Source organism: Coleofasciculus sp. C1-SOL-03, assembly GCF_040220555.1.
In the GTDB taxonomy this organism is placed as follows: domain Bacteria; phylum Cyanobacteriota; class Cyanobacteriia; order Cyanobacteriales; family Coleofasciculaceae; genus Coleofasciculus.
In genome coordinates this window covers 1-23,605 of record NZ_JAVJUO010000079.1, presented here as the reverse complement: position 1 = coordinate 23,605, position 23,605 = coordinate 1, and the positions used below count along the sequence as shown (strand labels likewise).

Below are 23,605 nucleotides of genomic sequence, written 5' to 3'. Positions count from 1 at the left end.
AGACAAACAGAAGTTGTGGTTAACACAGACTCAATGCTCAAGATTTGAGTTAAAATCGGATGAGTGTAGACAGGACAAACGTTTCCTTTGATAATGAAAATTTACCTAAAATCTCCTCAAGTCACTCTCTATCACGGAGATTGTTTAGATACACTGCGCTTGCTACCTGATGATTCAGTTAATCTCATTCTTACTGATCCACCTTATCATTCCACAAAAAAAGCCAACATTACGGGTGACAAAGACTTTAAACATGACCAAGATTACCTTACCTGGTTAGACACTATAGCAGAGCAATGGCAACGGGTGTTAGCTCCCAACGGTTCCCTGTACTGTTGTGCCTCTCTCAAGATGGCAGCCAGAATTGAGGTGATGTTAGCTGAACGATTTAATGTACTCGCTTCAATCACCTGGACAAAGCCGAATGCTCCAGGGTATGACGGATGGAAGCAGAAAACAAACAAGGAAAGTCTACGCAGTTGGTATTTACATTCTGAGCGGATTATTTTTGCTGAGTCAGCATCTCCAGAAGAGGCTAAACAGACTACTCGAAGATGCTCATCTCGCTCTGCTGCTACCACTTCATTATCCGCCTTTGGCAGCTTACTTAGAAAAACTCGCTTGGCCGCAGGACTATCTACAATTCAACTAACAGAAGCTATTGGTGAGTATGGTAGTGTAAATCACGGTGGTGCGGTATCAAATTGGGAAACTGGCAGAAATATCCCAAGTCCTGAGCAATATCAAAAACTAAAATCAGTATTTGCTAAACTCAGTCCCCAAGTTCCCGAACTGCCTGATTACGAGAAAATAATCAGACCTTTCTGTGTAACAGCTAATATCCCCTACACGGATGTTTGGGATTTCCCTACAGTCAAACCTTATCCGGTTAAACATCCAGCGGAAAAGCCCCTCGATCTAATTACACATATCATCAAAGCCAGTTCTTATCCGGGTGACGTCGTTCTGGATTGCTTTGCTGGCTCAGGGGTTGTGGGACAAGCCGCTAAAATGTTAGGGCGTAAAGCCATTCTCGTTGAAATTGAGGAGCGTTGGTGTCACAAAATCGCTCTACGGTGTTCCGAGCCATCTGAGTTATTACCAGAAGTTAAGCAATCAGCCTTTGATTGGCAGAAAGAACCCTTATTTCAGCTATTGAACGATGGATAATATAGGCAAGTAGAACTATATGATACGTTGATTGTTTCGGAGGACTTTTTCCATCCATTCTAGCGTATGCTCAACTCCCCAATCTCTTGCGGCTGCATTACAGTGGTGATGTCCCCATCCCAGGTTATATAGCGCTACGCGCTAGGCTTTCTTGCAATAGGCAATGGGCTTTCTTTGAAGAAAGAAGCTTACCGTATAAGGGATTGAGCGATTTAAATTTTTCTTCATTTGTCCTAACGTGTGTGCGTAGTGCTATAACGTCGATGGTTATATACTCCTGCTCTTAATTCCTTAACCTGAAAAAGATTGGAAGAAGCATACTCATAGACGCGGATTCCTGCCCCTTGACCTCCCGTATTTTTAAGTGCGGTGAAATGCCTGAAACTATTACCGCCATCTACGAAAATGGAGTGCTGCGCCCCTTAACTCCCTTGCCCCTGCAAGAACATCAAACCGTGCAGATTCAGATTTTGCCTGAAGATTCAGCAACTCAACTTGAACGTATCAGCCAATCCTTAGCGGCGGCTGGACTGGTTACCCCTCCTCCTAATCGAAGCGATGTTGAACCTGTCTGTGAAGCTACATGGCAAGAATTGACAGAGAAACTAAAAGCTATCCCAGGTAAACCCTTGTCTGAAATCATTATAGAGGATCGGGGCGAATGGTAAATGCTTACTTCCTGGATAGCAGCGCCCTAGTTAAACGTTATATACCGGAAACAGGTAGTGCCGGGATACAAGCGATCGCGGATACGGCAACAGGTAACCTATTATTTATTACCCGGATTACTTGGGTAGAACTCCTTATAATTATCCCTAAAACATTTATACACTCATCAAACTCAGCCGAGAAATATAGTAACGTTAATTTCCCCAATTCTTCAATATAAGGGCGCACGTCTATGCGCCCCTACTCATCCTCATCTGACTCATCCAGATACAGTCGGATAAATTCTTGCGCCGCCGCCGAGTTGATCTTCCGCAGCACTTGCACAATATCTTTCACAGTTTCAGCCGTTGGATCTCTCACCTCATTGACCCAACGGTATACATTGGAGCGTCCAATCCCTAATTCTGCCGCTAATCGATATTGACTAATTTCATACGTTTCCAGCACCTTTTTCAAGGCTTTGCCTGCTTGTCCCATGACTCTGAATTGTGGCAAACCCTAACCACTGAGTCAACGGCTCCTTAATAGATTAGGCTATGAGCAGCTAGACGTAGACCATTAAGGACCACAATTGCATGATTCCATGACAGAAGAGAGCGATCGCTTAATCCCCAAAACTACTCCTCATCCTCATCTGACTCATCTAAATACAGCCGAATAAACTCTTGCGCCGCCGCCGGATCAATCTTCCGCAGTGCCTTCCTGATTTCCAAGACTGCCTCAGCGGACGGATCTTGAGTGTTTTGATACCAGTAGTGAACCGTTGATCGACCAATACCCATTGTCACCGCCAATTTATTTTGGCTGATTTTGTACGTCTGCAATACCTGCCTTAGCGCTTCACCTGCTTTTCCCATGGTTTCTATAGTGTCAGAGGCTTATGACTCAGTAAATGTTCATAACTATGAACTTTGTGCTAAACTGACCTTGTGTTCATAAAAACGAACACAAACCACAAAAATTAGGACAACTCCAATGACCGAAGACTTTATCCGTGATTCCTCCCCAACTCCCAATCCCGCAACCCCTCTATCATCTACGCCCCCGCCAGACAACCGACACCCTCTAAAAGTGATCGTTATCAGTTCACCCCAAGGCGTCACCCGCACCATTCACACCTTCTATCGCCTCGGCTACGCCCACGTCAGCGAGTGGAGTAAGCCCCAACCCACCCAGAATCCTGGCGAAGTGATGAGTGTTCTCTACCGCCGCCTTCGGATCGATTAATGAATAGATCTCACCTCTAACCTCCTTCTCAATTCGGGAAGGGGGAAAAATCAAACCCCATCGAACACCCAAAAATAGCCATGATGCGAATCCGACACCGTATTAATCCCCAAACCTTTGTCATCACTCTTAACCAAATCGCTAAATACTTGAACATTGATCCCCAACGCATCCTCAACTGGGAAAAATGGCACAATGTTCTTTGGGTACATATCCAAGGACGGGGTGGTTATTTTGTCAGTTATCGCCATCTCGAACAATGGGTTGCGGCTTGCCGTACCCTGATCCGCTTCTGTCCCAACATAGAAGCCCTAAACCTGCTCTGGTCATTGATTCAGCAAGAAGCCCAACGGTATACAAAACAGGTCTGGGATCGGCTTCAAACTATGTGCCAGCAACGCTACACCGAGTTATCTAGACGTTCAATGGTGATATCACTACCGTTGAAGTCATGGTAAAAATAGCCTCAAACCCTTGTCCTGTCGCCCTACCAGGATGAACCTGTAAACAATATGGATAGGATAGGGAGATCCTTAACGTGAAATTAGGGATTGAATCGCCAGACTTCATCACCCCTAAGCCGTATAATTGAAGTAATCGGATAAATTTTTCTTAAACATTGAATGCAGTAGTCTCGCCGTTTATCTTCATCAAACTTAGAATTTCTGAGAGGGTTAAGTTAGGGTAAGCTAGGCGGTTTACTGTATAATAATCACAGATTCAGTGTGATTTAAATCAACTAACCAAGTGATTGAACATACAAAGAAATACTGAATTATTCATAACAATAGAAAATAAGTAAATGGTGGGCTAAGTCAAAATGGGGAGCGATCGCCGAACCAACGACCAAACAACGGCGATGTTTCAGGTCAGTAACAGCTAGGGGCTAGACAGAACATTTCCTAGTCAGGACTCTAAGGATCAGACATTTAGGAACTCAACATCTGACCCAACCGACTTATGGCTCAACATCTTCCAGCTAAAGCTGGATGTAAGGGTTGCATCTATCGTAGAGCATCAAACAAGTGCGATTATTCCCATCGATATCACTATCGGTGACAATCGCGCCCTGTGAAAGCATCTATGATAAAAGGGTTTTTTTAGTACATGTCCGAACAACTCCGTCTGTTGCAATCTCTGATTCCGGCGATCGCCAAGGTTCCGGATCTTCACTCAGCATTGGATCTAGTGCTACATCGTGTCTGTGAAGTCACCCGTTGGGATTATGGTGAAGCATGGCTTCCGACTTCTGATTCTCACAGTTTAACCTGTAGCCAAGCCTGGTCTGGTGATCCCTGTGATCTACAACCATGGCGACGCACCAGAGAAACATTAACATTTTCCCCCAATATCGGTTTACCCGGACGGGTGTGGACATCAAAACAATCAGAATGGATTGACCAAACCAAGGCAAATAGGATTGATCCTGACGCCGAAAGCACTCTGCTTAGCGCCACGGATCAGCCGCAAGGGTTTCAAGCTGGAGGCGCGATCCCCATTCTCCTCGATGATCGGGTACTCGCTGTTTTAACATTTTTTACCCGCCACTCTCATCCTAGCGATCGCCAATGGATGGAATGGGTGAGTGCGATCGCGATGCAGTTAGGGTTGGTGATGGAACGCCAACAGTTAACCGAACAACTGCACCAGCAACAGGAATTTAATCAAAATTTAGTCGAAACCCATGGTGGCTTTTTTGTCGCCATTGATCCCCAGGGAAAAACCCGGATGATGAATCCGAGATTACTGGAAACCTTGGGTTATACCTTGGATGAAGTGAAGGGAACGGATTTTGTGAATACGTTTCTTCGAGACGTTGACCGCAAACCCTTTGCCAAATTAATCAAAACTCCTGATGAAAAGTCAGAATTAAAATCACCCACCGTCCATGAAACCGGAGTCCTGACCAAAGAGGGTCGAGAACTTTGGGTGGAATGGCGTAGCCAACAGGTTTTTAAGAAAACTGGTGAACTTGACTTCTTTTTTGCCATCGGACGGGATCAAAATGAACATTGTCTCACCCATCAAGAAACAGCCCGTTTAGCCTCGTTTCCCCTATTGACCCCCAATCCCATTGTCGAAATTGATTTAGCAGGGCGGGTGCGTTATCTTAACCCAGAAGCCATGCGCTTGTTGCCTGAATTATTAGAGAGTGAAGCTGAACATCCATTTTTAGCAGAAATGCCCTCAATGATTCGGTTGATGCAGCAGCAAGGGTCATTTAGACGTGAGGTGAAAATTGGGGACGTTGTTTACGAACAAGTCCTGCATTACGTTTCCGAAATCGAGTGTATTCGCATTTATGCTTTCGACATTACCGATCGCAAACAAGCAGAAGAACTATTATTGTTTAATGCCTTTTATGATCGCCTCACTGGACTAGCGAACCGCGCCTTATTCATGGATCGCTTGCAGCAAGCCGGACGACGCGCCCAACCGGATCAGGGGGAGAACCGGGATGCTCCGCCCTATCGATTTGCCGTGGTGTTACTCAATCTCAATCGCTTCAAAGTGGTTAACGAAAGTTTGGGAAATCATTTAGGCGATCAATTACTGCAAGAGTTTGGACAACGCCTACAAGAGTGCTTGCGTCCCACGGATACTGTCGCCCGTTTGGGTGGGGATGAGTTCGCTATCCTGCTAGAAGGAATTCAGGGGGTTGGTGATGCCATTCAAGTGGCAGATGGGATTGAGCAACAATTGACATTACCCTTTAACCTGGAAGGGCGGGACGTGTTCATGACAGCCAGTATTGGCATTGCCCTAAATACGAATCGCGATCGCCAGGTTTTATCGGCTGAAAACATACTCCGTAACGCCAATACCGCCATGCATCGCGCCCGTTCCCAAGGTAAACCGGGCTATGCCATCTTTGAGAACCAAATGTTGAGTCGCACGGTTGATCGATTACAGCTAGAAACCGATATGCGGCGTGCGATCGAACGGCAAGAATTTCAAGTCCATTATCAACCGATTGTCTCCCTACTTACCCATCAAATTACTGGCTTTGAAGCATTGGTACGTTGGCAACATCCGCAACGCGGGTTAGTCTTTCCTGCCGAGTTTATCCCCATCGCCGAAGAAACTGGATTAATTATTCCGATCGGCTGGTGGATACTGCGGGAAGCTTGTCGCCAACTCAGTATTTGGCAGCAGCAATTTTCTAGTCCTCAACCGTTGACGATGAATGTGAATTTGTCCTGTAAACAGTTTACGCAACCGGATTTATTGGCGCAAATTGACCAAATATTAAAGGAAACCAACATTGCGGTTGGCAGTTTAAAGTTGGAGATTACCGAAAGTGTGGTCATCGATAATCCGGAACTGGTCAAAGACTTACTATTGGAATTGAAAAAACGGCAAATTCACCTGTGCATTGACGACTTTGGCACCGGCTATTCTTCCTTAAGTCGCCTGCATAATTTTCCGATTAGTACGCTAAAAATTGATCGCTCCTTTATCAGTCGGATTGGTGCGTTAGGAGAGAACTCAGAAATTGTTCAAGCGATTATCACCCTCGCCCGCACCATGAGTATGGATGTGGTGGCTGAGGGAATTGAGTTATTGGAACAAGTGTCACCTTTAGTGGCTTTGCAATGTCACTATGGTCAAGGATTTTTATTCTCAAAACCAGTAGACAGTGATGGCGCTAGAGAATTACTTCGAGGAAAATCGGTTCAGTTAGAGCGTCAGGTTAGTCGTTCAGTGAGCGTTAAAAATGAAGTCAAAACCTCTGTATCTGTTGAGGATGAGCAAGTCCAAAAATTTTATTGACGTTTTCTGACATTAGCCGACATTCTATGTCCGGAATGGTATTAGTTTTATATAGCCGATGTAGGATTAGAATGTAATCATCGATTTTTCACTCCATGCTCCAAGTTAACTGGGACAAAAGCACAGGGCAAAGCATCAAAGGGAAAACAGCACTGATTTTGTTAGGCATGTTCCTACTGTCGCTGTTCTTGCCTTTGTTCCTGAGTGGAGTCGGATTGTGTCTGAGTCTCTGGGTGATTGTCCCAGCGCCTACGTTTTGGATGTTACCTCTAGCTGTGGCTGCGCCAGAAGCCAGTCCTTGGCTGTTGGGTGTGAATGCGATCGCACTAATGCTGGCTATCTTCAATTTACAGCAAGGCGGTCTGTACAATGTTGCCGTAATCGGTAGCTTGCTGGGTTTAATCCTCAGCCTTTTGCCGTTAATTCAGTTTCCAGGAGTGAATGCACGAATGGCGGCTCAAATGCTCAAGGATCTGGGTGTAGAGGATTTGGCAACAATTCTCCAGGATGCACCGACACCCATGCGTCCCCAGCCTTTTAGTTTAGCCGATGCGTTTCGGGGGATTGCGATCGCGGAGGTTCGCATTGACCGAGGGATTATATTTTCTCAGCCGGATGGGGTAAACCTTAAACTCAATGTTTACCGACCGTTGACGCTTGGCAACTATCCGACGATTATTACCATCTATGGGGGGGCGTGGCAAATAGGGACTCCCGATAACAATGAGACATTTAACCGCTACATGGCAAATCAGGGCTACTCTGTGATCGCGATTGATTACCGCCATGCTCCCCAATATCACTTTCCGACTCAACTTGAGGATGTACAGGCGGCTCTATCCTATATCCAAAGCCATGCTAATGAGTTGGAAATTGATACCGAACGAATTGCTCTCATGGGGCGATCGGCAGGAGCGCAACTGGCAGCACTTGCGGCTTATCATCTAAATACGATTCCGATTCGGGCTGTGGTGAATTACTACGGACCCGTTGACCTCAACCAGGGATACTATGATTTGCCCTGTCCTGACCCGATCAACGTTCGTTCGATTCTCCATGACTTCTTAGCCGGAACACCGGATGAAGTTCCAGAACTCTATGGGCAAGCTTCTCCTATTCGTTATATTAAATCCAATCTGCCTCCTACGTTATTGGTCTACGCGAGTCGGGATCATATCATCAAGGCAAAGTTTGGACACCAACTCTACGAGCAATTACAAGCTTCTGGAAATCGTGCTGTTTGGTTAGAAATTCCCTGGGCTGAACATGCCTTTGATGCGGTTTTCAATGGTGTGAGTAATCAGTTAGCATTGTATTACACTGAGCTATTTCTGGCTTGGGCGTTGAAGTCTTCGTGAGTACTCGTGCTGGACAATACAATCACTTCCATTAATTGTGCCACGCCAGTAGTAGTATGACGCTTACAACTTATCATTTATTAATCTTTTTTGACTTAGTACATAGACTAATCATTAAGAAAATGTGCAGTTTGCAAAGAAACGTATAATGATGTGTTTTAATGTTAAATTTTAGGATTAACTCTGCTCAAAGAATTAAACTACGTGACAGTAGCTATAAAAATAATCTCCACATTACTTGGAGGTTGCCATGAATTTAATACGCAACAAGCTGATTACCACAAGTTTAGCTGTAGGAGTATCTGTCATTGGTTTTGGCGTGCTATCCCAACCAGCATCTGCGGTCAACGTAAACTTTGTCCAGGAGGGAGGGAATCCCCCTGATGGTTGGACTAACTTGAACTGGACATTAGAAGGCAGAGCTGGTGCTAAAGGACCAAGAGACTGGGAGTTGGGCATCGGAGAAGATAATTTTCCGATACCAAAAGACCAATTCCACTGGGATTGGCAGAATCAGCAAGAGGTTCCCTGGACGTTAGATTGGGATGGAAATACGGTTTCCTTTACCATTCAAGATCAAACTATTTCATATTACCAGGCGACTCCACCAGCAACATCCTTTGATGGATTCTACCTCTGGACTCGATCACAAACCGAAATCGAAAAGGGAAAAGTGGCTCCGGGTACTGAAATGTTTTTGCAAGTCGATGCAATTAACGGAATTGATATTGATCCAGTGTCGAGTTCCGCTGTTGCACCTGAAACACAGGGAAATCAAAATATCACCAAAAACTATTTTTCCAGCGATACCCAAATTAGCACTCTTTCTGGTATTGCTAGGATGAGTTGGTTGGATGGCGCACCTAACCCTAACCAAGCACACGCTCGTTCTCGAGTCGGCTTGAAAATTGAAGGTTTTTCTACCTCATCCACGCCTGTACCTGAACCATTGACCCTACTTGGTTCAGCTACAGCCTTAGGTTTTGGAGCGTGGTTTAAACGACAGTACTCAAAACAACGCAAATCAGGTTAAACCATTCAAAACATCTACCCTGAGGAAGAGATTAACCTATCAGCAAATAATGTGAAGTAGAGACGTTGCTGGCAACGTCTCTATAGTCAAAGCCAGTGGGATTGGCGTCTGTGACGAACAATTAGAAGCGGCTGTTTTAGACATCAAAAAATCGGACGCCCTAGTCGCCTTCTGGGATGCCCAGGATTTAACTATTGACAATTTCACAATTGTGTGGTATTTATTTCACTCAGCCGCTCCTCAACCTGAATCCCAGAGAAACTTTGTATTAGTTCTGTTTATTATGAAGATTTGGTATGCTTGTGTTTCTCCTCTTCTCAAACCTTTACGAAACTTAATACAATGTAACCAACATTAACGATAGGCATATATCCTTAGTCATGATTGGCAGTCAAATACCCTGGATAACGACGATTATCTTATTGCCCCTACTGGCATCTCTGGCGATTCCCCTAATCCCCGACAAAGAAGGTAAAACCGTCCGCTGGTATGCTCTGGGGGTTGGCATGGCAAACTTCCTCCTCACCATCCATGCCTTTTGGCGTCACTACGATTTACAAAACTCTCAGTTCCAACTCCAAGAAACCTATTCCTGGATTCCCCAATTGGGCTTGAATTGGTCAGTCGGGGTAGATGGACTCTCAATGCCCCTAATTGTGCTATCAGGCTTAGTCACCACCCTGGCTATCCTGGCATCTTGGAAAGTCAACCGTAAGCCTCGTTTGTTTTATGCCTTGATGCTGGTGATGTACAGCGCCCAGATTGGCGTCTTCGCGGCACAGGACTTACTATTATTCTTCTTAATGTGGGAACTCGAACTGATTCCCGTGTATCTGCTGATTTCCATCTGGGGTGGAGAAAAGCGCCTCTATGCTGCGACTAAGTTTATTCTTTATACCGCCGCAGGTTCTATCTTCATTCTCGTCGCCGCATTAGCCATGGCATTCTACGGTGATACCGTTACCTTTGATATGCAACAGCTTGCCCAAAAGCATTACCCCATGGCGATGGAATTGGCGGTTTATGCAGGCTTGTTAATTGCTTACGGCGTAAAATTACCGATTTTCCCCTTACATACCTGGTTACCTGATGCTCACTCTCAAGCCTCTGCCCCTGTTTCGATGATTTTAGCGGGTGTGTTGCTGAAGATGGGAGGCTACGGATTGATCCGGATGAATATGGAAATGCTGCCTGATGCCCATATTCGCTTTGCCCCGGTACTGGCTGTTTTAGGTGTCGTCAATATTATCTATGGGGCGTTGACTGCCTTTGCTCAAGATAACCTCAAACGGCGCTTGGCGTATTCTTCAATTTCCCAGATGGGATTTGTCCTGGTTGGAATTGCTTCCTTTACCGCATTAGGTACGAATGGCGCAATGCTGCAAATGCTCTCTCATGGATTAATTGCCGCTGCACTATTCTTCCTGTCGGGTGTCACCTATGATCGCACCCATACCCTGGCAATGGAAAATATGGGGGGTATGGCAAAACAAATGCCTAAGGTATTTGCCCTATTTACCGCTGGTGCGATGGCGTCTCTAGCATTACCAGGGATGAGTGGGTTTGTGGGAGAATTGTCTATCTTCCTGGGCATGTCTACTAGCGATGCCTACAGCTCATCCTTTAAAGTGGTTATGGTGCTGTTAGCCGCCGTGGGATTAATCCTCACTCCCATCTATCTACTCTCTATGCTGCGTCAGGTGTTCTACGGCACAGCTAAGATGGAGTTCTCCATGGATAACTATTTCGCGGATGCCAACCCACGGGAAATCTTTGTCGCCTTGTGTTTGTTAATCCCCATTGTCGGCATTGGTTTATATCCCAAGCTTGCGACCCAAACCTATGATGTCAAAACCGTGGCGGTAACGGCTCAAGTGCGTGAAGCTCTGCCAGTCATTGCACAAGAACGGACAAACCTGTATTCTGGTAAATTCAACGCACCATCCCTACCCAAAGCCAAAGCCCAACCTTTGCTGGGTATAGTTGAATAAGTTGGCTCTCCAGATTATCAGGTCAACTCGCATTTACGAAACAAGTAGGGGCACGGCATCGCCGTGCCCTTACCTATGTGTTATGTAACGATTGTGTTATGTAAAGGTAGTAAACCCGCACCAAGAAAAAAGTATCTATGGATCAGATACAAGCAGAAATTGAGGCAATTCGCTCCCAACTCGACGCACTACGCCACGAACGAGAGGCTCTAACCAATCAGGAGGTGCAACCTGAGAATAATTCACCCGAAGCGATCGCGGCGGCTTATCGCCATCAAGCTAGGGTAGCCGCAGAGGTTTATGCCGAAGTCCAGGGAATTGATAATGCGATCGCGGCGTTGCAGGCGCAGTTGGAGCAAAAACAGCAACAGCTACAGCCTCTAGTCAAACCCAAGCAACCCTTAACCTTAGCCGATGAGGTGGAGATCGCTACTCAACAGGCTTATGATCGTGCCAATCGGATTAACGAACTCGCCACAGAACTGGTGGAAGAACTCAGAGCCTTAAAAGCGATCGCCCATGATATGAGTCCCAGCTATTGGCAGTTGCACCACAAGCCGTTTATTACCGGATTTAAGGGCACTTCTGTTCCCTATCTACGATCCGATCAGGGAGTTTTAATGATTGGCAAAGTAATTATTTAGGGTTTGCGGCACAACTCCAAAACCCTTAGATATCAAGGCTTTGAGTAGCATAAACATTGGCTCATTTTCAAGGACATAAGGTAAAACCCTTTCATACCCTTGCACCGCTATCAGGGAAAATGTATCATTGCTCCCCCAGCTCCCCCTGCTCCCCCTGCTTCCCCTGCTCCCTACCCCACCAAAACACTTATTCAGCAGACCCTATTTAGGGCTACAGGTGTGATAGAAATTTGGAACTCGTGCTATTTCAAGCCAATAATTCATCAACAGCTACGCTAAACCCTTTTAAGATCTTATGAGTCCTCACGACGTCCCCTTTCGTGAATAAAAGTCGTTGCTGCTGAGTAATCACAACAATCCACTGACTCTCCGGTAATACTAACCAGACTTCCTGACAGCCGGATTGGAGATATTCATTGACCTTGCCAAAGACGTCTTCGGCATTATCTGTGGGAGAGATAATCTCAGCAATCAGGGGAAAACTCTGGGGGAGTACAGTAAAATCGGGAAATTGAGTGAGTAGTTCGGGTGTTAGGTAGGAAACATCAGGAGAACGTCCTCGTCCCACTGTTCGACAAGGTGTTTCTGTGTAAACTTCCCCACCTTGGTTATTGGAATTTTTGTAATTTGTCCAATAAGTAGCGAGTCTGGCTTGAGTACGACCATGCTTAGCTGTCATCCCCGTTTTCTCCACAAATTTCCCGTCTACCCATTCGGTACGTTCAGGGGGATTTTGTATCCAATCATCTAATGATAGGAGTTTTGAGTCATTTGAAACAATGGTTGATGTTGCCATTTGGGTCGATTCTCCTTTTGCCTGCTTTAAATTGGACTTGGTGATAGTCCGAGGTTAACCCACTAATTGCAACCCAACATGTTTAACAAAGGCATACCAATCTTGATTAAAGCCTTTAAATTCAACATCCTTGAGAGTAAATTTTAGGTGAGAATCTTCGATTGGTAATGATACCATATTATAAGCATCAGGCTTATCGGTTAATAGCACCAGTTCAGTCCCGGCGGGAATCGGTTGCAGGGCATTGGGACTTAAATACATCGATTGAACCGGGGCACGTTTAATTACGGTATCCACATTAAAGACAATTTTGAGTAACCCCCCTTCAGGTGGCAACGTTTTTCGGTAAACCATCATTTTTACAACATCTTTTTCGATTTGCTTCGAGAGCATCTGTGCCACCGTTTCTGTTGGTCTCAGGGGTTCTTTGGTGATTTGAACATGATCAATAAACGCATACCAGTTTAAACTTCTGCCCTGAAAGCCAATATCCTGGAAACTGATCCGAATATGTCGGGTTATATCTGGGGGCGCGTAGGATTGTAGAACTAATAATGTGCTAGCCGGAATCGGCTGTAGTTTATAGCTTGGCAGTAGACTGGATTGAATGGGTTCTTGTTTAAGAATTGTGTCTTGGGTAGACAGCATGCGGACTAAGCTAACCATAGTTTGATCGTTCCTTTAATTGTTATTGGTCATTTGTCATTTGTAGAATTATTCTCGCTCTTAACATTTGATCGGGGCGGGTGTAGGGTGAGGAGAGCGTTCGCGAAGCGTTCCCGTTCGCGCAGCGTTCCCGAAGGGTAGGGTAGCGTAACGCACCATTTCAAAAGATAATAGTGAAACCCGCCCCTACACACGCGCCAGGTTTCCTTGAGCAACGTGAAGGGTCAAAACTATTCTCTCCCTCCCTTTTTAAGAAATACTGCCACGCTTGCGGGCTTCTTTGTAGGATATTCCCACATTTTGTAACCCAGCGCGAATCATCTGCTGTTCCAATAAGGTAAAAAAACGGGCGCGATCGCCACCTCGAACCACAGCCTGATTATGGGCTTCTCCTATAGCAATGGGATAGCCATAGCCTTTGTAAACTTGTGCCAACATTAAACTAAGGGCTTGATTGAATAACCTTGTATCCTGTGCTACCCATTCTGGAACCTCGACGCGGGCAATTTCTGTACCAACGTGAACATAGCAGAAGTAAATCCGGTGATGATCATAGAGATCCAAAATTCGTACCGAACTGCGAAATAAGGGACTACGTTGTCCGGGTTGCAGTAAACTCGACCAGAGCATCGTATCACGTAAGGGTTCAACAACCTGACAAGGCAATTTATCGGTAACAGAGGCGCAATGGCTGAGACAGTTGGGGGTGTCATACGCACAGGCTTGTAAGCGGAGAAAATGTAGGGCTTCACTGCTGCGAGACGCACTCAAATAGCCCATCAGGGGTACATTTACTGATCGCAACTGATCCCAAGCGGCGAGAATCGGGGGTAGGATGCGATCGCGGGCTTCTGTGGGTAAGGACTCCAGAAACCAGTAAATCAGTGATCCATCTACCATCGCTAGATTGGGAATACCAAAGTGAGAACCCGGTGGATTGACCCAGCGACACGCCATGTCTGCCAATATCGACACCTCAGACACAGTGCGACGATACCCCATCCATTCTTCGGTACGAATCCCCCATTGGCGGGATATGTACAAATCTTCGGGTCGGTAAAAGACTTCGGGTAGGCTATCCAAGAGTGGGTGTAAACTTTGTCCATAGTGCAGCATCACCCGACCGACGTTAATTAGATAACAATAGGCGATTTCGTGATGGGAGGGGGAAATTTGAGACCCATCAGTGGCGAAAATCGTGTGGCTTTCGGGAGGGGAGTCCAGATCACGGTGAGTATCCAGGGGTTCGACAGGAACCGCCGCCGTAAAGGTTATGCGATCGCGCCATTGCTGGTGGGATTGAATTAACTCATCCTGTCGGGTTTTGGTCTCCAGCATCAGCTTTTGCGCCAGTTCCCAGCGGTGGCGACTGGCTAGCGCCTCCCCTTTCAGATGCTGGCTAATTCCAGGGATTTGTTTCGCGAGTTTGGTGAGATCGAGCATTTAACTATAGTACCCGATGCCGGATATGTATAATTATCTTATCTTTATTTAAGATTTTAGTAATAATAATTAGAACTATTGCTTAAACGAAACAAACTTCCAATTTTTTGGTGAGTCATTGTAACCATTTTTACAGTTGGCAATTTCCTTCAGACATGCAGCATAAGCTTAAATCGCCAAATATTAAGTTAAATAAAAAAAACTTGAATTTATGGCGATAGACGTTCTAGAGTCAAAACAATCCAATTAGCATTCATGAGAGTATTGTGTAACCCAGATGAGGAAAGCTGGATAACTGGGACTTAATTTTGCTCTAAGCTGTCTTGAGAATAAACTCAAAAGGCTTTTCTCGCGGCTTAAGGATATTTAAAGAAAAAGGAACTTGGATGCCCTTGGCATAAAGCTTATTAACAAATAGTACCGATGAGGTGCGTTATGGATGTTGTAACCCTTTCAAAACTCGGTGTCAAACATGCTGAAAATGCCGTAGCCGAATCCCTGCGGATTCAAACTGGATTAGATTGGACAAAGCCAGTTACGTTTTATGGGATTATCAATGAACATTGTAATGCGAAATGTCGTCAGTGTGAGTATTGGCGACTCCCTGAAAACAAAGAGGAAATGACGATTGAAGAATGGAAAAGCACCCTCCTCAGTATAAAAGACTTTGTGGGTGCGTATTCCATCAACTTTAGTGGCGGTGAACCTTATATCAAAAAAGGATTTCTCGACCTACTGGCGTTTGCCAATAGCAATGGAATTCACTGCGGTGTGACCACAAATGGTTCGTGCATGACCCAGGAAAATGCTGCCAAAACTGTAGCATCGCGTCCCTTTAATGTAAATATGTCAGTAGATGCGCCCAATGCAGAACTTCATGATTACCTGCGGGGTTATCCGGGTTTATTTGCTAAGCTTTCTAACGGCATTAAGTATTTACGTCAGGAACAGGACAAACAAGGGATAACCTTCCCGATTATTGTCAAACCGACATTAAATCGCCTTAATTTCCGCTTAATGCCTGAACTGGTAGAATGGGCGCAACAAATTGGCGCGACTGCTGTTAATTTCCAGCCCGTTAATCTTTGGACACCCGAAACCTATAATGAACTGTGGCTGAAAGCCGAAGACTATGACGAGTTTGTTCAGGTAATTGAGCGCTTGATTGAAATGAAGCAAAACGGTGCGCCGATTATGACAGGTGATGATGTTCTGCGGCTTTTCTTACCTCACTTCCGTGAAGACAAAGCTCCCGAATCCGTTCGCCCCTGTCGAGTTGGACTTCGCAATTTCTGGATTGAAACGGATGGGAATGTGAAACTCTGTAATGATTATCCGGTGATTGGTAATGTTAAACACCAGAGTGCTAAAGAAATCTGGTATGGGGACAAAGCTAAAGAGGTTCGCCAGCAGACGTTGGACTGCGGTCAACTTTGTTTGATTACCTGTGTATCGCAAAAGACGCTTAAGGATAAAGTTTTGATGGGAATGAAGCTACTGCGGAATTGATCCAAAATTCCGATTATCCCTCGCCTAGAGAATAGAACTGGACTATGCTCTCCGGTCGAGGGATTGAGGGATTTCATTTGGGTTTCACATAAAAGGTTCGACAGAGATGTCCCGTACTTGGGATGATACAGCAGATTTCAGGTTAATGAGGTACAGTCATCTAAGCAAGATCCCGGACTTCTTGAAGAAGTCCGGGATCTGTTTGTGTACCTCACTTAGTTGAAAAGCGCTGTAAGCACCTGGACATAAAATCTGAATCTGTCCGCTGTACTAAGAAATGTCAACAAGCGTCAAATCCTTACCCGACTACTTAAGCACATCTTATTAGAATTACAAGTTTGCATAAAACTTTTACGCAGGTTTCATCAAATACGCCCGTTGCATATCCCTAGCGTTAATGGAGATTCTTACTTGATTTAGATTAAATTTTTTGGAAAAATCATTGAGTTTATCTTTGATTAGTTTATTCTTACTCATAACACCAAAATTATAAAAAAGCCTGTCTAGGGTTAGTGAACGACCAACAGAGTCTAACTTCAGCATTGTAAAGCCAGCTTGAGTTGCCATTTTTTCTAGAGTCTGGCTAGTAAAAAAGTAAATATGTCCATTGCAACTTAGGCTTCTTTCTCTTTTGCCCAACAATTTGAACACTAACGTGTCGTATCTGGGCGTTTCTACAACAAAGATACCACCTGGCTTCAAGATGCGATAAACTTCTTTAAACGTCATATACGGATCAGGTACATGCTCTATAACATGCATCATTAATACTACATCGATTGAATTATCGCTAATTTCTGCTTTTTCTAAGGTGCTAGGAATAGCTTTTATGCCAAAATGAGATTCGGCATATTTACATTGACCTAAGTTAGGTTCAACTCCCATTACCTGCCATTCATCTTTTTTAAAAAAGTTTAATAAGTAACCAAAACTACTGCCTATCTCAAGTAGTTTGCCTTTTTTGGGATAATATTCATTCAGGAATTTTTGGGTTGATTCATAATCTTTAACCTGAAGTGATTCTTTTTCTAACTTTTGTCGATCTGGATTAGATAGAACCCAATCTGGATTCCACGTCTCGATCCCTACATGATCCGCATCTTTTGCCCTAGGGTTAGCATACATCAAATTACAACAGTTACACTTAACAATTTGACTGATTTGAGCTACACCAGGTTCAAATAAAATAGTGTAGTCATCGCTACCGCAGAGATTGCATCTAACATATTGCATACCTCATCGCTCCTTACTTAGCTCAATCTTTTATGTCCATGATACATAAATTTGCACTAGACGTGACGTTCTTAAGCTAAAGTTTAGCTTTAAATAAGAGGTTGCAAGACATTAATTTCAGGAACCCATGATCTGAACTCTAGTTAGACCAAGCCGAGAAATCCTGACTAAACTCGGACAGAGACAATAACTGAATTTTTAAATGATTACGAACCTCGTCTCGGTGCGCGGCTGTATTATAGCCCCAATCTGCTAAATAAAGTCTCACCTGAGCTAAGTCTGATTGCTGTTCCACTGATAGTAGGGTATTTAACCGATCTTCTACAAACCAGAGACTGCCAAAATTCCCTGTAAATTCATTGATCAGTTTTCGTAGAGTTTGGTGTTTGGGACGTTTAATTTCTTTGCCAATAATTCTATCCTCCGATAATTCGATACCTTGTTGTTGTAATAACTGCTTGGCAAAACGTCCTTCTTTCGTGGTAACAATAAAGATCTGCGTTGGTGTGTCTAATATTTGCCGTAGGCGCTCAATTACCCCAGGATAAAAGCGGTGCAGTGCTAACCAGCCTTCTAAATCATTAGTAATCCATTCATCGCGAATTTTATCGACTTGTTGACCCAAGTCGCTTGGCTGCAAGTTTTCAGAGTCAATACATTGGTGCAAAACGGTTGACCAATCTTGCAAAATCTGGGTTTCTGAAACACCTAAAAGTAACGCTCGTAGTAAAACAGGCATTTCCCACCCGGATTCAATCACAGGGCGCAAGCGGTAAAATTTTTCGGCTAAGTCTGGCGGAGGTGTTGTGTTTTTAGGTTGCCAAATTTTGCAATAAGTACGCCAAGCGGTTTGGAAATATTCCAGAAGTCCATCACAGATAACGCCATCAAAGTCTAGGGCGAGAATGGTGGGTGCATTAGTTGACATAAAGTTATCTCAATGATGAATAATGATCTATAGCAGTCCTCAATAGGTCGGAACAGATATAATAAGTAGGTAGGGACAATAAAAGTTAACGGCTGAGATCGTCATTTGTCATTTGTCTTATGTCATTTGTAAGGGTTTGAGGTCTGTTTACATAACTTAATATACTTGAGTTTATTTCCACCAACCTACTTAGTAATAATAACATCCCTAGTAAAAGACACGGAATTAACATTATAAATGAACTAACTGATTTTATCAATCACTTCAATATAAAGGCAGACAAAGTTACTTAAAAGCTGAATAAAAGAAAGAAACTACACATACAAAATCTGGTTAAAAACCTCATCGGCTGTCAGAGTATTGAGAATGATACCAACTCGTTGAGCAATCTCATAAGCATTATTTTGAGGTGTTACAATGATACCCGAATGCTGTTGTCCTGTTTTGATGTAGCTCAGGTGCAATCTTTCATAATCCACTCGATTATGGGTCAATAGACATCGCTCCTCTGAAGCAGCATAAGCTAATTGTTCCTGATCAGAGTAACCTGTCATCTCAGCCTCAATCGTTGTGAGGACATCCAGACCTCTAGCTCGTAGAAGAGTGGCAACTAAATTAGCAATATCCTCATCAGTGTAGAGTGACGCAAAGATTTTCATTCCGCTTTCAACGCTTGGCGCACTGCGGGATGAATCAAGTCATCAGGGACGTGGTTTTGCTCAATATACTCATTGATTTCAGCCTGGTTATCCAAATAAAAACTCAGGGCATCAAAAACTTGAGCCAGGGTAAGCTGAGGATACTGTGTCGGAATTTCTTCAGGAGGAGTCCCCAATCGCCATAAGCCGACGATGACTCGTACCGATATGCGAGTCCCAGTGATAATGGGTTCACCGCTTAAGATCTCTGGATTGCGAGTGACATATCTGGAAACGGCTGTAGTGGTCATCAATAAAAGCCCATAAGGGATAACTCGTTTTCATTGTAGAGCAATATTGTTCTACCCAGACTCTACCTCAAATCTTGCTCGAATCGCACTAATCCATCCAGAATTACTGAAGCGAAGATATAGTCTGTCACCCCTTCAGGGACAACGGACATAAATAAATGACGAACTCCACCGTTAGTTTTTATTGTGTCCAACTACTGATCAAGGGTGTTTGCGCTCCAACAGGGCAAATTTTCAGTGCCATTGATCTTAATTGGCAACAACTTTATTGCGCTTGGGATCACCCAGTTGGGAACGGGAGAGAGCGGTTTTAGGGTTGAGACTGGGTTGATTGCCCCAGTTTTGGGTAAGCTTGTCCAATAGTTGGTCTTGCTGTTGGCGAAATTCCCAGACGTTATTGCCCCCATTAATAATCGCAAACCAAACCCGATCGCGCTCACTGGTTGGCATGACCCCAGCTAAAGCACTCACCTGGCGTAGGGTTCCGGTTTTCATCGCGGTTCCCTCTGGCAGATTGCGAGCATAGATTGTCCCGTGTCTATCGCGCCCAGCTAAGGGGAATACATCAATTACACCTAAGTTATGAGGGGTTAATAATTTTTCCAGGGCGATTAGCATCGCGGTAGCCGCACGGGGAGAGATTTGGTTTTCTGTTCCTAATCCTGATCCATTAATCAGTTTAATTTCCGCTTGAGGTACATTGGCTAACTTGGCGGCTTCTTTGGCAACAATTTCAGCCCCACCAACGGCATCGGCTAAAATCTCAGCCATGCCATTGTTACTGTAAATATTCATTTCTCTAAGGATTTCCGCCAAGGGTAGGGATTGGTGACGTAATAGTATCCTGGTATCATCAGGCGGAATTTTTACCGTTTTGACTTGACCGCTAATCACCAGTTCAGGTTTGGGGGTTCCCGGAGACATTCTGCCATGGTGACGGATCACGGAACGAGACCAGGTTTTGCCATTTAATCCTGTCTTGAGCAATTCACCCGATCGCGTCGGGTTTTCTTCGTAGTTCATATTGAACTTGCCCGCAATGACTAAATTGCCATTGACGCGGCGAATGCCAAGTTGGTTGAGACTGTTCCCTAGGGCGATCGCTTCTTCCCAGACAAACAGGGGATCACCACCGCCCTTAATCACTAAATCTCCCTCTAATACACCATCGCGGATATCCCCTGTAGCACCCACTTGGGTTTCAAACTTATAATCAGGTTTCCATTGACTTAACGTCACTAATGTGGTAGCAATTTTAGTCAATGAAGCCGCAGGGCGGGGTATTTTACCCTGATGTTCAGCCAGCACATTCAGCCCGGATTGTATCCAGATGCCTTGATTGTCGGCGAGTGAACCCTGATTTCTTAGGTCTTGAAGATATTGATTAATCGTGGCTTCGGCGCTCGGATCAGGCTTGGGTAGAGTAAATAAGGATGTTTCTTGCCATGGCAAGGGTTGGATAGTCTCAACCTGATCTAAATCCACGGTAGCCGCCTGCATTCCCACAATCTTGACCAATAACGCCGCGATCGATGAAGCAATTAATCCAGAACCAATTCGTTGTAACATTCCGTTTCTCCTCCACGGTGCTTTATTGTACGAAGCGGATGACACCGATGAAAAGGTTTCTTCAAGGGTTTTTCTGGGAAATCAGCACTCTTGAGAGGGCGTGGGGTGTGGAGTGTGGGGCTTATAGCAGCTACCTTGGTAAGGAGAGGAGATTCTTGAGTGTTCCCTGTTCCCTGTTCCCTGTTCCCCGTTCCCTGTGAGGATTAACTTATGTCCTTTCCGTACCTCGTAGTGCTATATCGCCAAATACGCTAAAACAGGATTACTCAAGCAACGGCTTCTGTTAAAATCTTTAAGGTTTCTATCTCTTTGAGCAATGGCATCTCGCGAACGGATCGCAATCGACGCGATGGGAGGGGATCACGCTCCCTCAGAAATTGTGGCTGGAGCTATCCGAGCCCAAGAAGAGTTGGGCGTAGAGGTTATATTGGTTGGCGATCCTCAAGCTATTGAAGCGTCCCTGAAAGAACACAGCAGTCCGCGCCAGCTAGAAATAGTCCCGGCGGAAGACGTAGTTTCCATGGAAGAGGAACCCTTGGTGGCGATTAAACGCAAACCCAAGGCGTCAATCAACGTGGCGATGGATTTAGTGAAAACCAAGCAGGCACAAGCTGTGGTGTCGGCGGGTCATTCTGGCGCAGCTATGGCAGCAGCATTACTGCGTTTGGGACGGCTCAAGGGCATTGATCGCCCAGCGATTGGCGCTATGTTCCCCACCCTGATTGCTGGAAAGCCAGTGATTATTCTAGATGTGGGGGCAAATGTCGATTGTCGCCCCAAATATCTGGAGCAATTTGCGGTGATGGGGACGGTATATAGCCAGTATGTGCTGGGAATACCAGAACCCAAAGTCGGATTGCTCAATATCGGGGAAGAAGACTGTAAGGGGAATGATTTAGCGATTCGGACTCATCAACTGCTACAGCAGAATCCCAGAGTAGCCTTTCTGGGTAATGCTGAAGGCAGAGATGTACTCTCCGGTCAGTTTGATGTAATTGTCTGTGATGGCTTTGTCGGCAACATCTTACTCAAGTTTGCCGAAGCGGTGGGAGAAATCGTCTTACAAATTCTGCGGGAGGAATTGCCCCAAGGCTTACATGGTCAACTGGGAACGGCGATTCTCAAGCCGAATCTGAAGCGGATTAAGCAGCGTATCGATCATGCTGAACATGGCGGTGGGTTGCTCTTGGGGGTGGCTGGAGTCTGTATTATTAGTCATGGTAGTTCCCAAGCACCGTCTATTTTTAATGCGATTCGCTTGGCAAAAGAAGCGATTGATAATCAGGTACTGGAGCGTATTCAGTCTACTGAGATCAAAGCGGCGAAACAATCGGCAACCCGGAGTGGGGGGAGTGAACCGTTAGATGGAACTAATCAGCCATCTGAGGTGCAGCCTTCAGAGGATACAAAAGGTTAGCGTGGTGCGATCTGGGGCGGAGAGTGAATTGGCGGTTTCTTTGATGGAGAATCATTTTGACTCAACTAGGCACAGGGATTGCGATTACCGGGAGTGGTTCGGCGACACCCGATGGTGTTTTGGATAACCATCAACTCAGCCAGATGGTTGAGACATCGGATGAGTGGATTACTACCCGCACAGGCATTCGTCAACGGTGTCTAGCGGATGCTCAAGCCAGTTTGAGTGGGTTAGCGGCTGAGGCGGCAAAACGGGCGATGGAGATGGCGGGAGTTGCGCCGGATCAGGTACAGCTCATTATCCTGGCTACGTCTACACCGGATGATCTGTTTGGTACAGCGAGTCAAATTCAGGCGTTACTCGGCGCATCGAATGCTGTAGCGTTTGACATCACGGCGGCGTGTTCGGGTTTTGTGTTTGGTTTAGTAACGGCTGCCCAGTTTATTCGGACTGGCGTTTATCAGAATATTTTATTAATTGGCGCGGATATGTTGTCGCGCTGGCTGGATTGGTCCGATCGCGGCACCTGTGTGTTATTTGGGGATGGTGCGGGGGCTGTGATGTTACAGGCAGATTCACGCGATCGCTTGTTGGGATTCCAGATTCGCAGTGATGGCAGTCAGAATAAATGTTTACAGTTGGCTTATAAACCACAAACCCAGCAACTTGTCAAGGACATCGAAGTCGGTCAAGGGAATTTTGCCGCCATTACCATGAACGGTAAAGAAGTCTATCGATTTGCCGTGCAAAAGGTGCCAGAAGTGATTGAGAAGGCGCTATTCCAGGCAAATCTGACCGCCGAGGATGTAGACTGGCTGCTACTTCACCAAGCCAATCAACGGATTCTGGATGCCGTGGCTCAACGGTTGAAGATTCCCAGCCATAAGGTGTTGAGTAATTTGAGTCAGTATGGGAATACGTCTGCGGCTTCGATTCCCTTAATTCTCGATGAAGCCGTGCGATCGGGAAAAATTCAACCCGGTGATATTATTGCCAGTTCCGGTTTTGGTGCAGGATTAACCTGGGGGGCGGCTATTTTTGAATGGGGACGATAAGTAGGGGTTGCTGAATAAGTCTTGGGGTGGGGTAGCTTACAGGTGTAGGTTTTTTATTTTATGGTTGGGACAAGACAAGGAGGACAAGGATGGAAAGAAGACAAGGGGGAAAAACCGTACAAAATTAGGTTCGGTCAAACTCGCTTCTAAAAGCCGAAACGCCCGATTTTCCGT

The 23,605-nt window shown here is 45.2% G+C and carries 23 protein-coding genes; 13 read left to right on the top strand and 10 right to left on the bottom strand.

Going from position 1 to position 23,605, the window contains the following annotated elements; translation table 11 throughout:
* The first annotated feature begins 93 nt into the window (after window positions 1-93).
* The 3 genes from RIE73_RS13990 to RIE73_RS13980 all read left to right on the top strand — a co-directional run bounded on the left by RIE73_RS13990 (window position 94) and on the right by RIE73_RS13980 (window position 2,059).
* Window positions 94-1,170, top strand: a complete 1,077-nt coding sequence (locus RIE73_RS13990) for a DNA-methyltransferase (protein WP_446401754.1) — start codon at window positions 94-96, stop codon at window positions 1,168-1,170.
* Between the two features lie 374 nt (window positions 1,171-1,544).
* Window positions 1,545-1,838, top strand: coding sequence for an antitoxin family protein (locus RIE73_RS13985; RefSeq protein ID WP_446401753.1), 294 nt, complete (start codon window positions 1,545-1,547; stop codon window positions 1,836-1,838).
* Entirely contained in the window at window positions 1,832-2,059 is a 228-nt protein-coding gene (locus RIE73_RS13980) for a hypothetical protein (protein WP_446401752.1), read from the top strand. The genes RIE73_RS13985 and RIE73_RS13980 overlap by 7 nt, the downstream gene beginning before the upstream one ends.
* Window positions 2,060-2,079: 20 nt before the next feature.
* Here RIE73_RS13980 and RIE73_RS13975 read toward each other — a convergent pair whose 3' ends face one another.
* Window positions 2,080-2,316 (bottom strand): helix-turn-helix domain-containing protein, encoded by a 237-nt coding sequence (locus tag RIE73_RS13975; RefSeq protein ID WP_446401751.1) that lies wholly within the window; start codon window positions 2,314-2,316, stop codon window positions 2,080-2,082.
* Between the two features lie 140 nt (window positions 2,317-2,456).
* Window positions 2,457-2,696, bottom strand: a complete 240-nt coding sequence (locus tag RIE73_RS13970) for a helix-turn-helix domain-containing protein (RefSeq protein WP_446401750.1) — start codon at window positions 2,694-2,696, stop codon at window positions 2,457-2,459.
* 118 nt (window positions 2,697-2,814) lie between these two features.
* Here RIE73_RS13970 and RIE73_RS13965 point away from each other — a divergent pair, with 118 nt between their 5' ends.
* The 7 genes from RIE73_RS13965 (at window position 2,815) to RIE73_RS13935 (ending at window position 11,866) form a co-directional block, all read left to right on the top strand.
* Complete coding sequence (locus RIE73_RS13965) at window positions 2,815-3,066, top strand: hypothetical protein (RefSeq protein WP_446401749.1); 252 nt, start codon at window positions 2,815-2,817, stop codon at window positions 3,064-3,066.
* A gap of 80 nt (window positions 3,067-3,146) precedes the next feature.
* Window positions 3,147-3,524 carry a hypothetical protein gene (locus tag RIE73_RS13960; protein WP_446401748.1) on the top strand — a complete coding sequence of 126 codons (378 nt, stop codon included), beginning with the start codon at window positions 3,147-3,149 and terminating at the stop codon, window positions 3,522-3,524.
* A 649-nt stretch (window positions 3,525-4,173) separates the two neighbouring features.
* A complete protein-coding gene (locus RIE73_RS13955) occupies window positions 4,174-6,840 on the top strand; it encodes an EAL domain-containing protein (protein ID WP_446401747.1) in 2,667 nt (888 codons plus the stop codon).
* Window positions 6,841-6,935: 95 nt separating this feature from the next.
* Window positions 6,936-8,198, top strand: a complete 1,263-nt coding sequence (locus RIE73_RS13950) for an alpha/beta hydrolase fold domain-containing protein (protein ID WP_446401746.1) — start codon at window positions 6,936-6,938, stop codon at window positions 8,196-8,198.
* Window positions 8,199-8,448: 250 nt separating this feature from the next.
* Window positions 8,449-9,231: a PEP-CTERM sorting domain-containing protein gene (locus RIE73_RS13945; RefSeq protein ID WP_446401745.1), complete on the top strand. Its 783-nt coding sequence runs from the start codon at window positions 8,449-8,451 to the stop codon at window positions 9,229-9,231.
* 380 nt (window positions 9,232-9,611) lie between these two features.
* Window positions 9,612-11,222: an NAD(P)H-quinone oxidoreductase subunit 4 gene (locus RIE73_RS13940; protein WP_446401744.1), complete on the top strand. Its 1,611-nt coding sequence runs from the start codon at window positions 9,612-9,614 to the stop codon at window positions 11,220-11,222.
* Between the two features lie 137 nt (window positions 11,223-11,359).
* The gene (locus RIE73_RS13935) at window positions 11,360-11,866 is read left to right on the top strand and encodes a hypothetical protein (protein ID WP_446401743.1); all 507 of its coding nucleotides are present in this window, start codon (window positions 11,360-11,362) and stop codon (window positions 11,864-11,866) included.
* Between the two features lie 247 nt (window positions 11,867-12,113).
* Here RIE73_RS13935 and RIE73_RS13930 read toward each other — a convergent pair whose 3' ends face one another.
* The 3 genes from RIE73_RS13930 to RIE73_RS13920 all read right to left on the bottom strand — a co-directional run bounded on the left by RIE73_RS13930 (window position 12,114) and on the right by RIE73_RS13920 (window position 14,771).
* Entirely contained in the window at window positions 12,114-12,662 is a 549-nt protein-coding gene (locus RIE73_RS13930) for a Uma2 family endonuclease (protein WP_446401742.1), read from the bottom strand.
* Between the two features lie 54 nt (window positions 12,663-12,716).
* Window positions 12,717-13,328, bottom strand: a complete 612-nt coding sequence (locus RIE73_RS13925; protein WP_446401741.1) for a hypothetical protein — start codon at window positions 13,326-13,328, stop codon at window positions 12,717-12,719.
* Between the two features lie 249 nt (window positions 13,329-13,577).
* On the bottom strand, window positions 13,578-14,771 hold the full coding sequence (locus RIE73_RS13920) for a DNA double-strand break repair nuclease NurA (RefSeq protein ID WP_446401740.1): 1,194 nt from the start codon (window positions 14,769-14,771) through the stop codon (window positions 13,578-13,580).
* Between the two features lie 435 nt (window positions 14,772-15,206).
* Between RIE73_RS13920 and RIE73_RS13915 the strand changes: the two genes are divergently transcribed.
* Window positions 15,207-16,280: a radical SAM/SPASM domain-containing protein gene (locus RIE73_RS13915; protein WP_446401739.1), complete on the top strand. Its 1,074-nt coding sequence runs from the start codon at window positions 15,207-15,209 to the stop codon at window positions 16,278-16,280.
* Window positions 16,281-16,631: 351 nt separating this feature from the next.
* Here the strand turns inward: RIE73_RS13915 and RIE73_RS13910 are convergent, their stop codons facing one another.
* The 5 genes from RIE73_RS13910 to RIE73_RS13890 all read right to left on the bottom strand — a co-directional run bounded on the left by RIE73_RS13910 (window position 16,632) and on the right by RIE73_RS13890 (window position 20,959).
* The gene (locus RIE73_RS13910) at window positions 16,632-17,513 is read right to left on the bottom strand and encodes a methyltransferase domain-containing protein (protein ID WP_446401738.1); all 882 of its coding nucleotides are present in this window, start codon (window positions 17,511-17,513) and stop codon (window positions 16,632-16,634) included.
* Between the two features lie 139 nt (window positions 17,514-17,652).
* Entirely contained in the window at window positions 17,653-18,441 is a 789-nt protein-coding gene (locus tag RIE73_RS13905; protein WP_446401737.1) for an HAD family hydrolase, read from the bottom strand.
* A 314-nt stretch (window positions 18,442-18,755) separates the two neighbouring features.
* Window positions 18,756-19,100 carry a DUF5615 family PIN-like protein gene (locus RIE73_RS13900; protein WP_446401736.1) on the bottom strand — a complete coding sequence of 115 codons (345 nt, stop codon included), beginning with the start codon at window positions 19,098-19,100 and terminating at the stop codon, window positions 18,756-18,758.
* Entirely contained in the window at window positions 19,097-19,390 is a 294-nt protein-coding gene (locus RIE73_RS13895) for a DUF433 domain-containing protein (RefSeq protein WP_446401735.1), read from the bottom strand. Before RIE73_RS13895 ends, RIE73_RS13900 begins: the two co-directional genes overlap by 4 nt.
* 249 nt (window positions 19,391-19,639) lie before the next feature.
* Window positions 19,640-20,959 (bottom strand): D-alanyl-D-alanine carboxypeptidase, encoded by a 1,320-nt coding sequence (locus RIE73_RS13890; protein WP_446401734.1) that lies wholly within the window; start codon window positions 20,957-20,959, stop codon window positions 19,640-19,642.
* Between the two features lie 316 nt (window positions 20,960-21,275).
* Here RIE73_RS13890 and plsX point away from each other — a divergent pair, with 316 nt between their 5' ends.
* Window positions 21,276-22,376 carry a phosphate acyltransferase PlsX gene (plsX, locus tag RIE73_RS13885; protein ID WP_446401733.1) on the top strand — a complete coding sequence of 367 codons (1,101 nt, stop codon included), beginning with the start codon at window positions 21,276-21,278 and terminating at the stop codon, window positions 22,374-22,376.
* A 56-nt stretch (window positions 22,377-22,432) separates the two neighbouring features.
* Complete coding sequence (locus tag RIE73_RS13880) at window positions 22,433-23,431, top strand: beta-ketoacyl-ACP synthase III (protein ID WP_446401732.1); 999 nt, start codon at window positions 22,433-22,435, stop codon at window positions 23,429-23,431.
* Window positions 23,432-23,605: the final 174 nt, after the last annotated feature.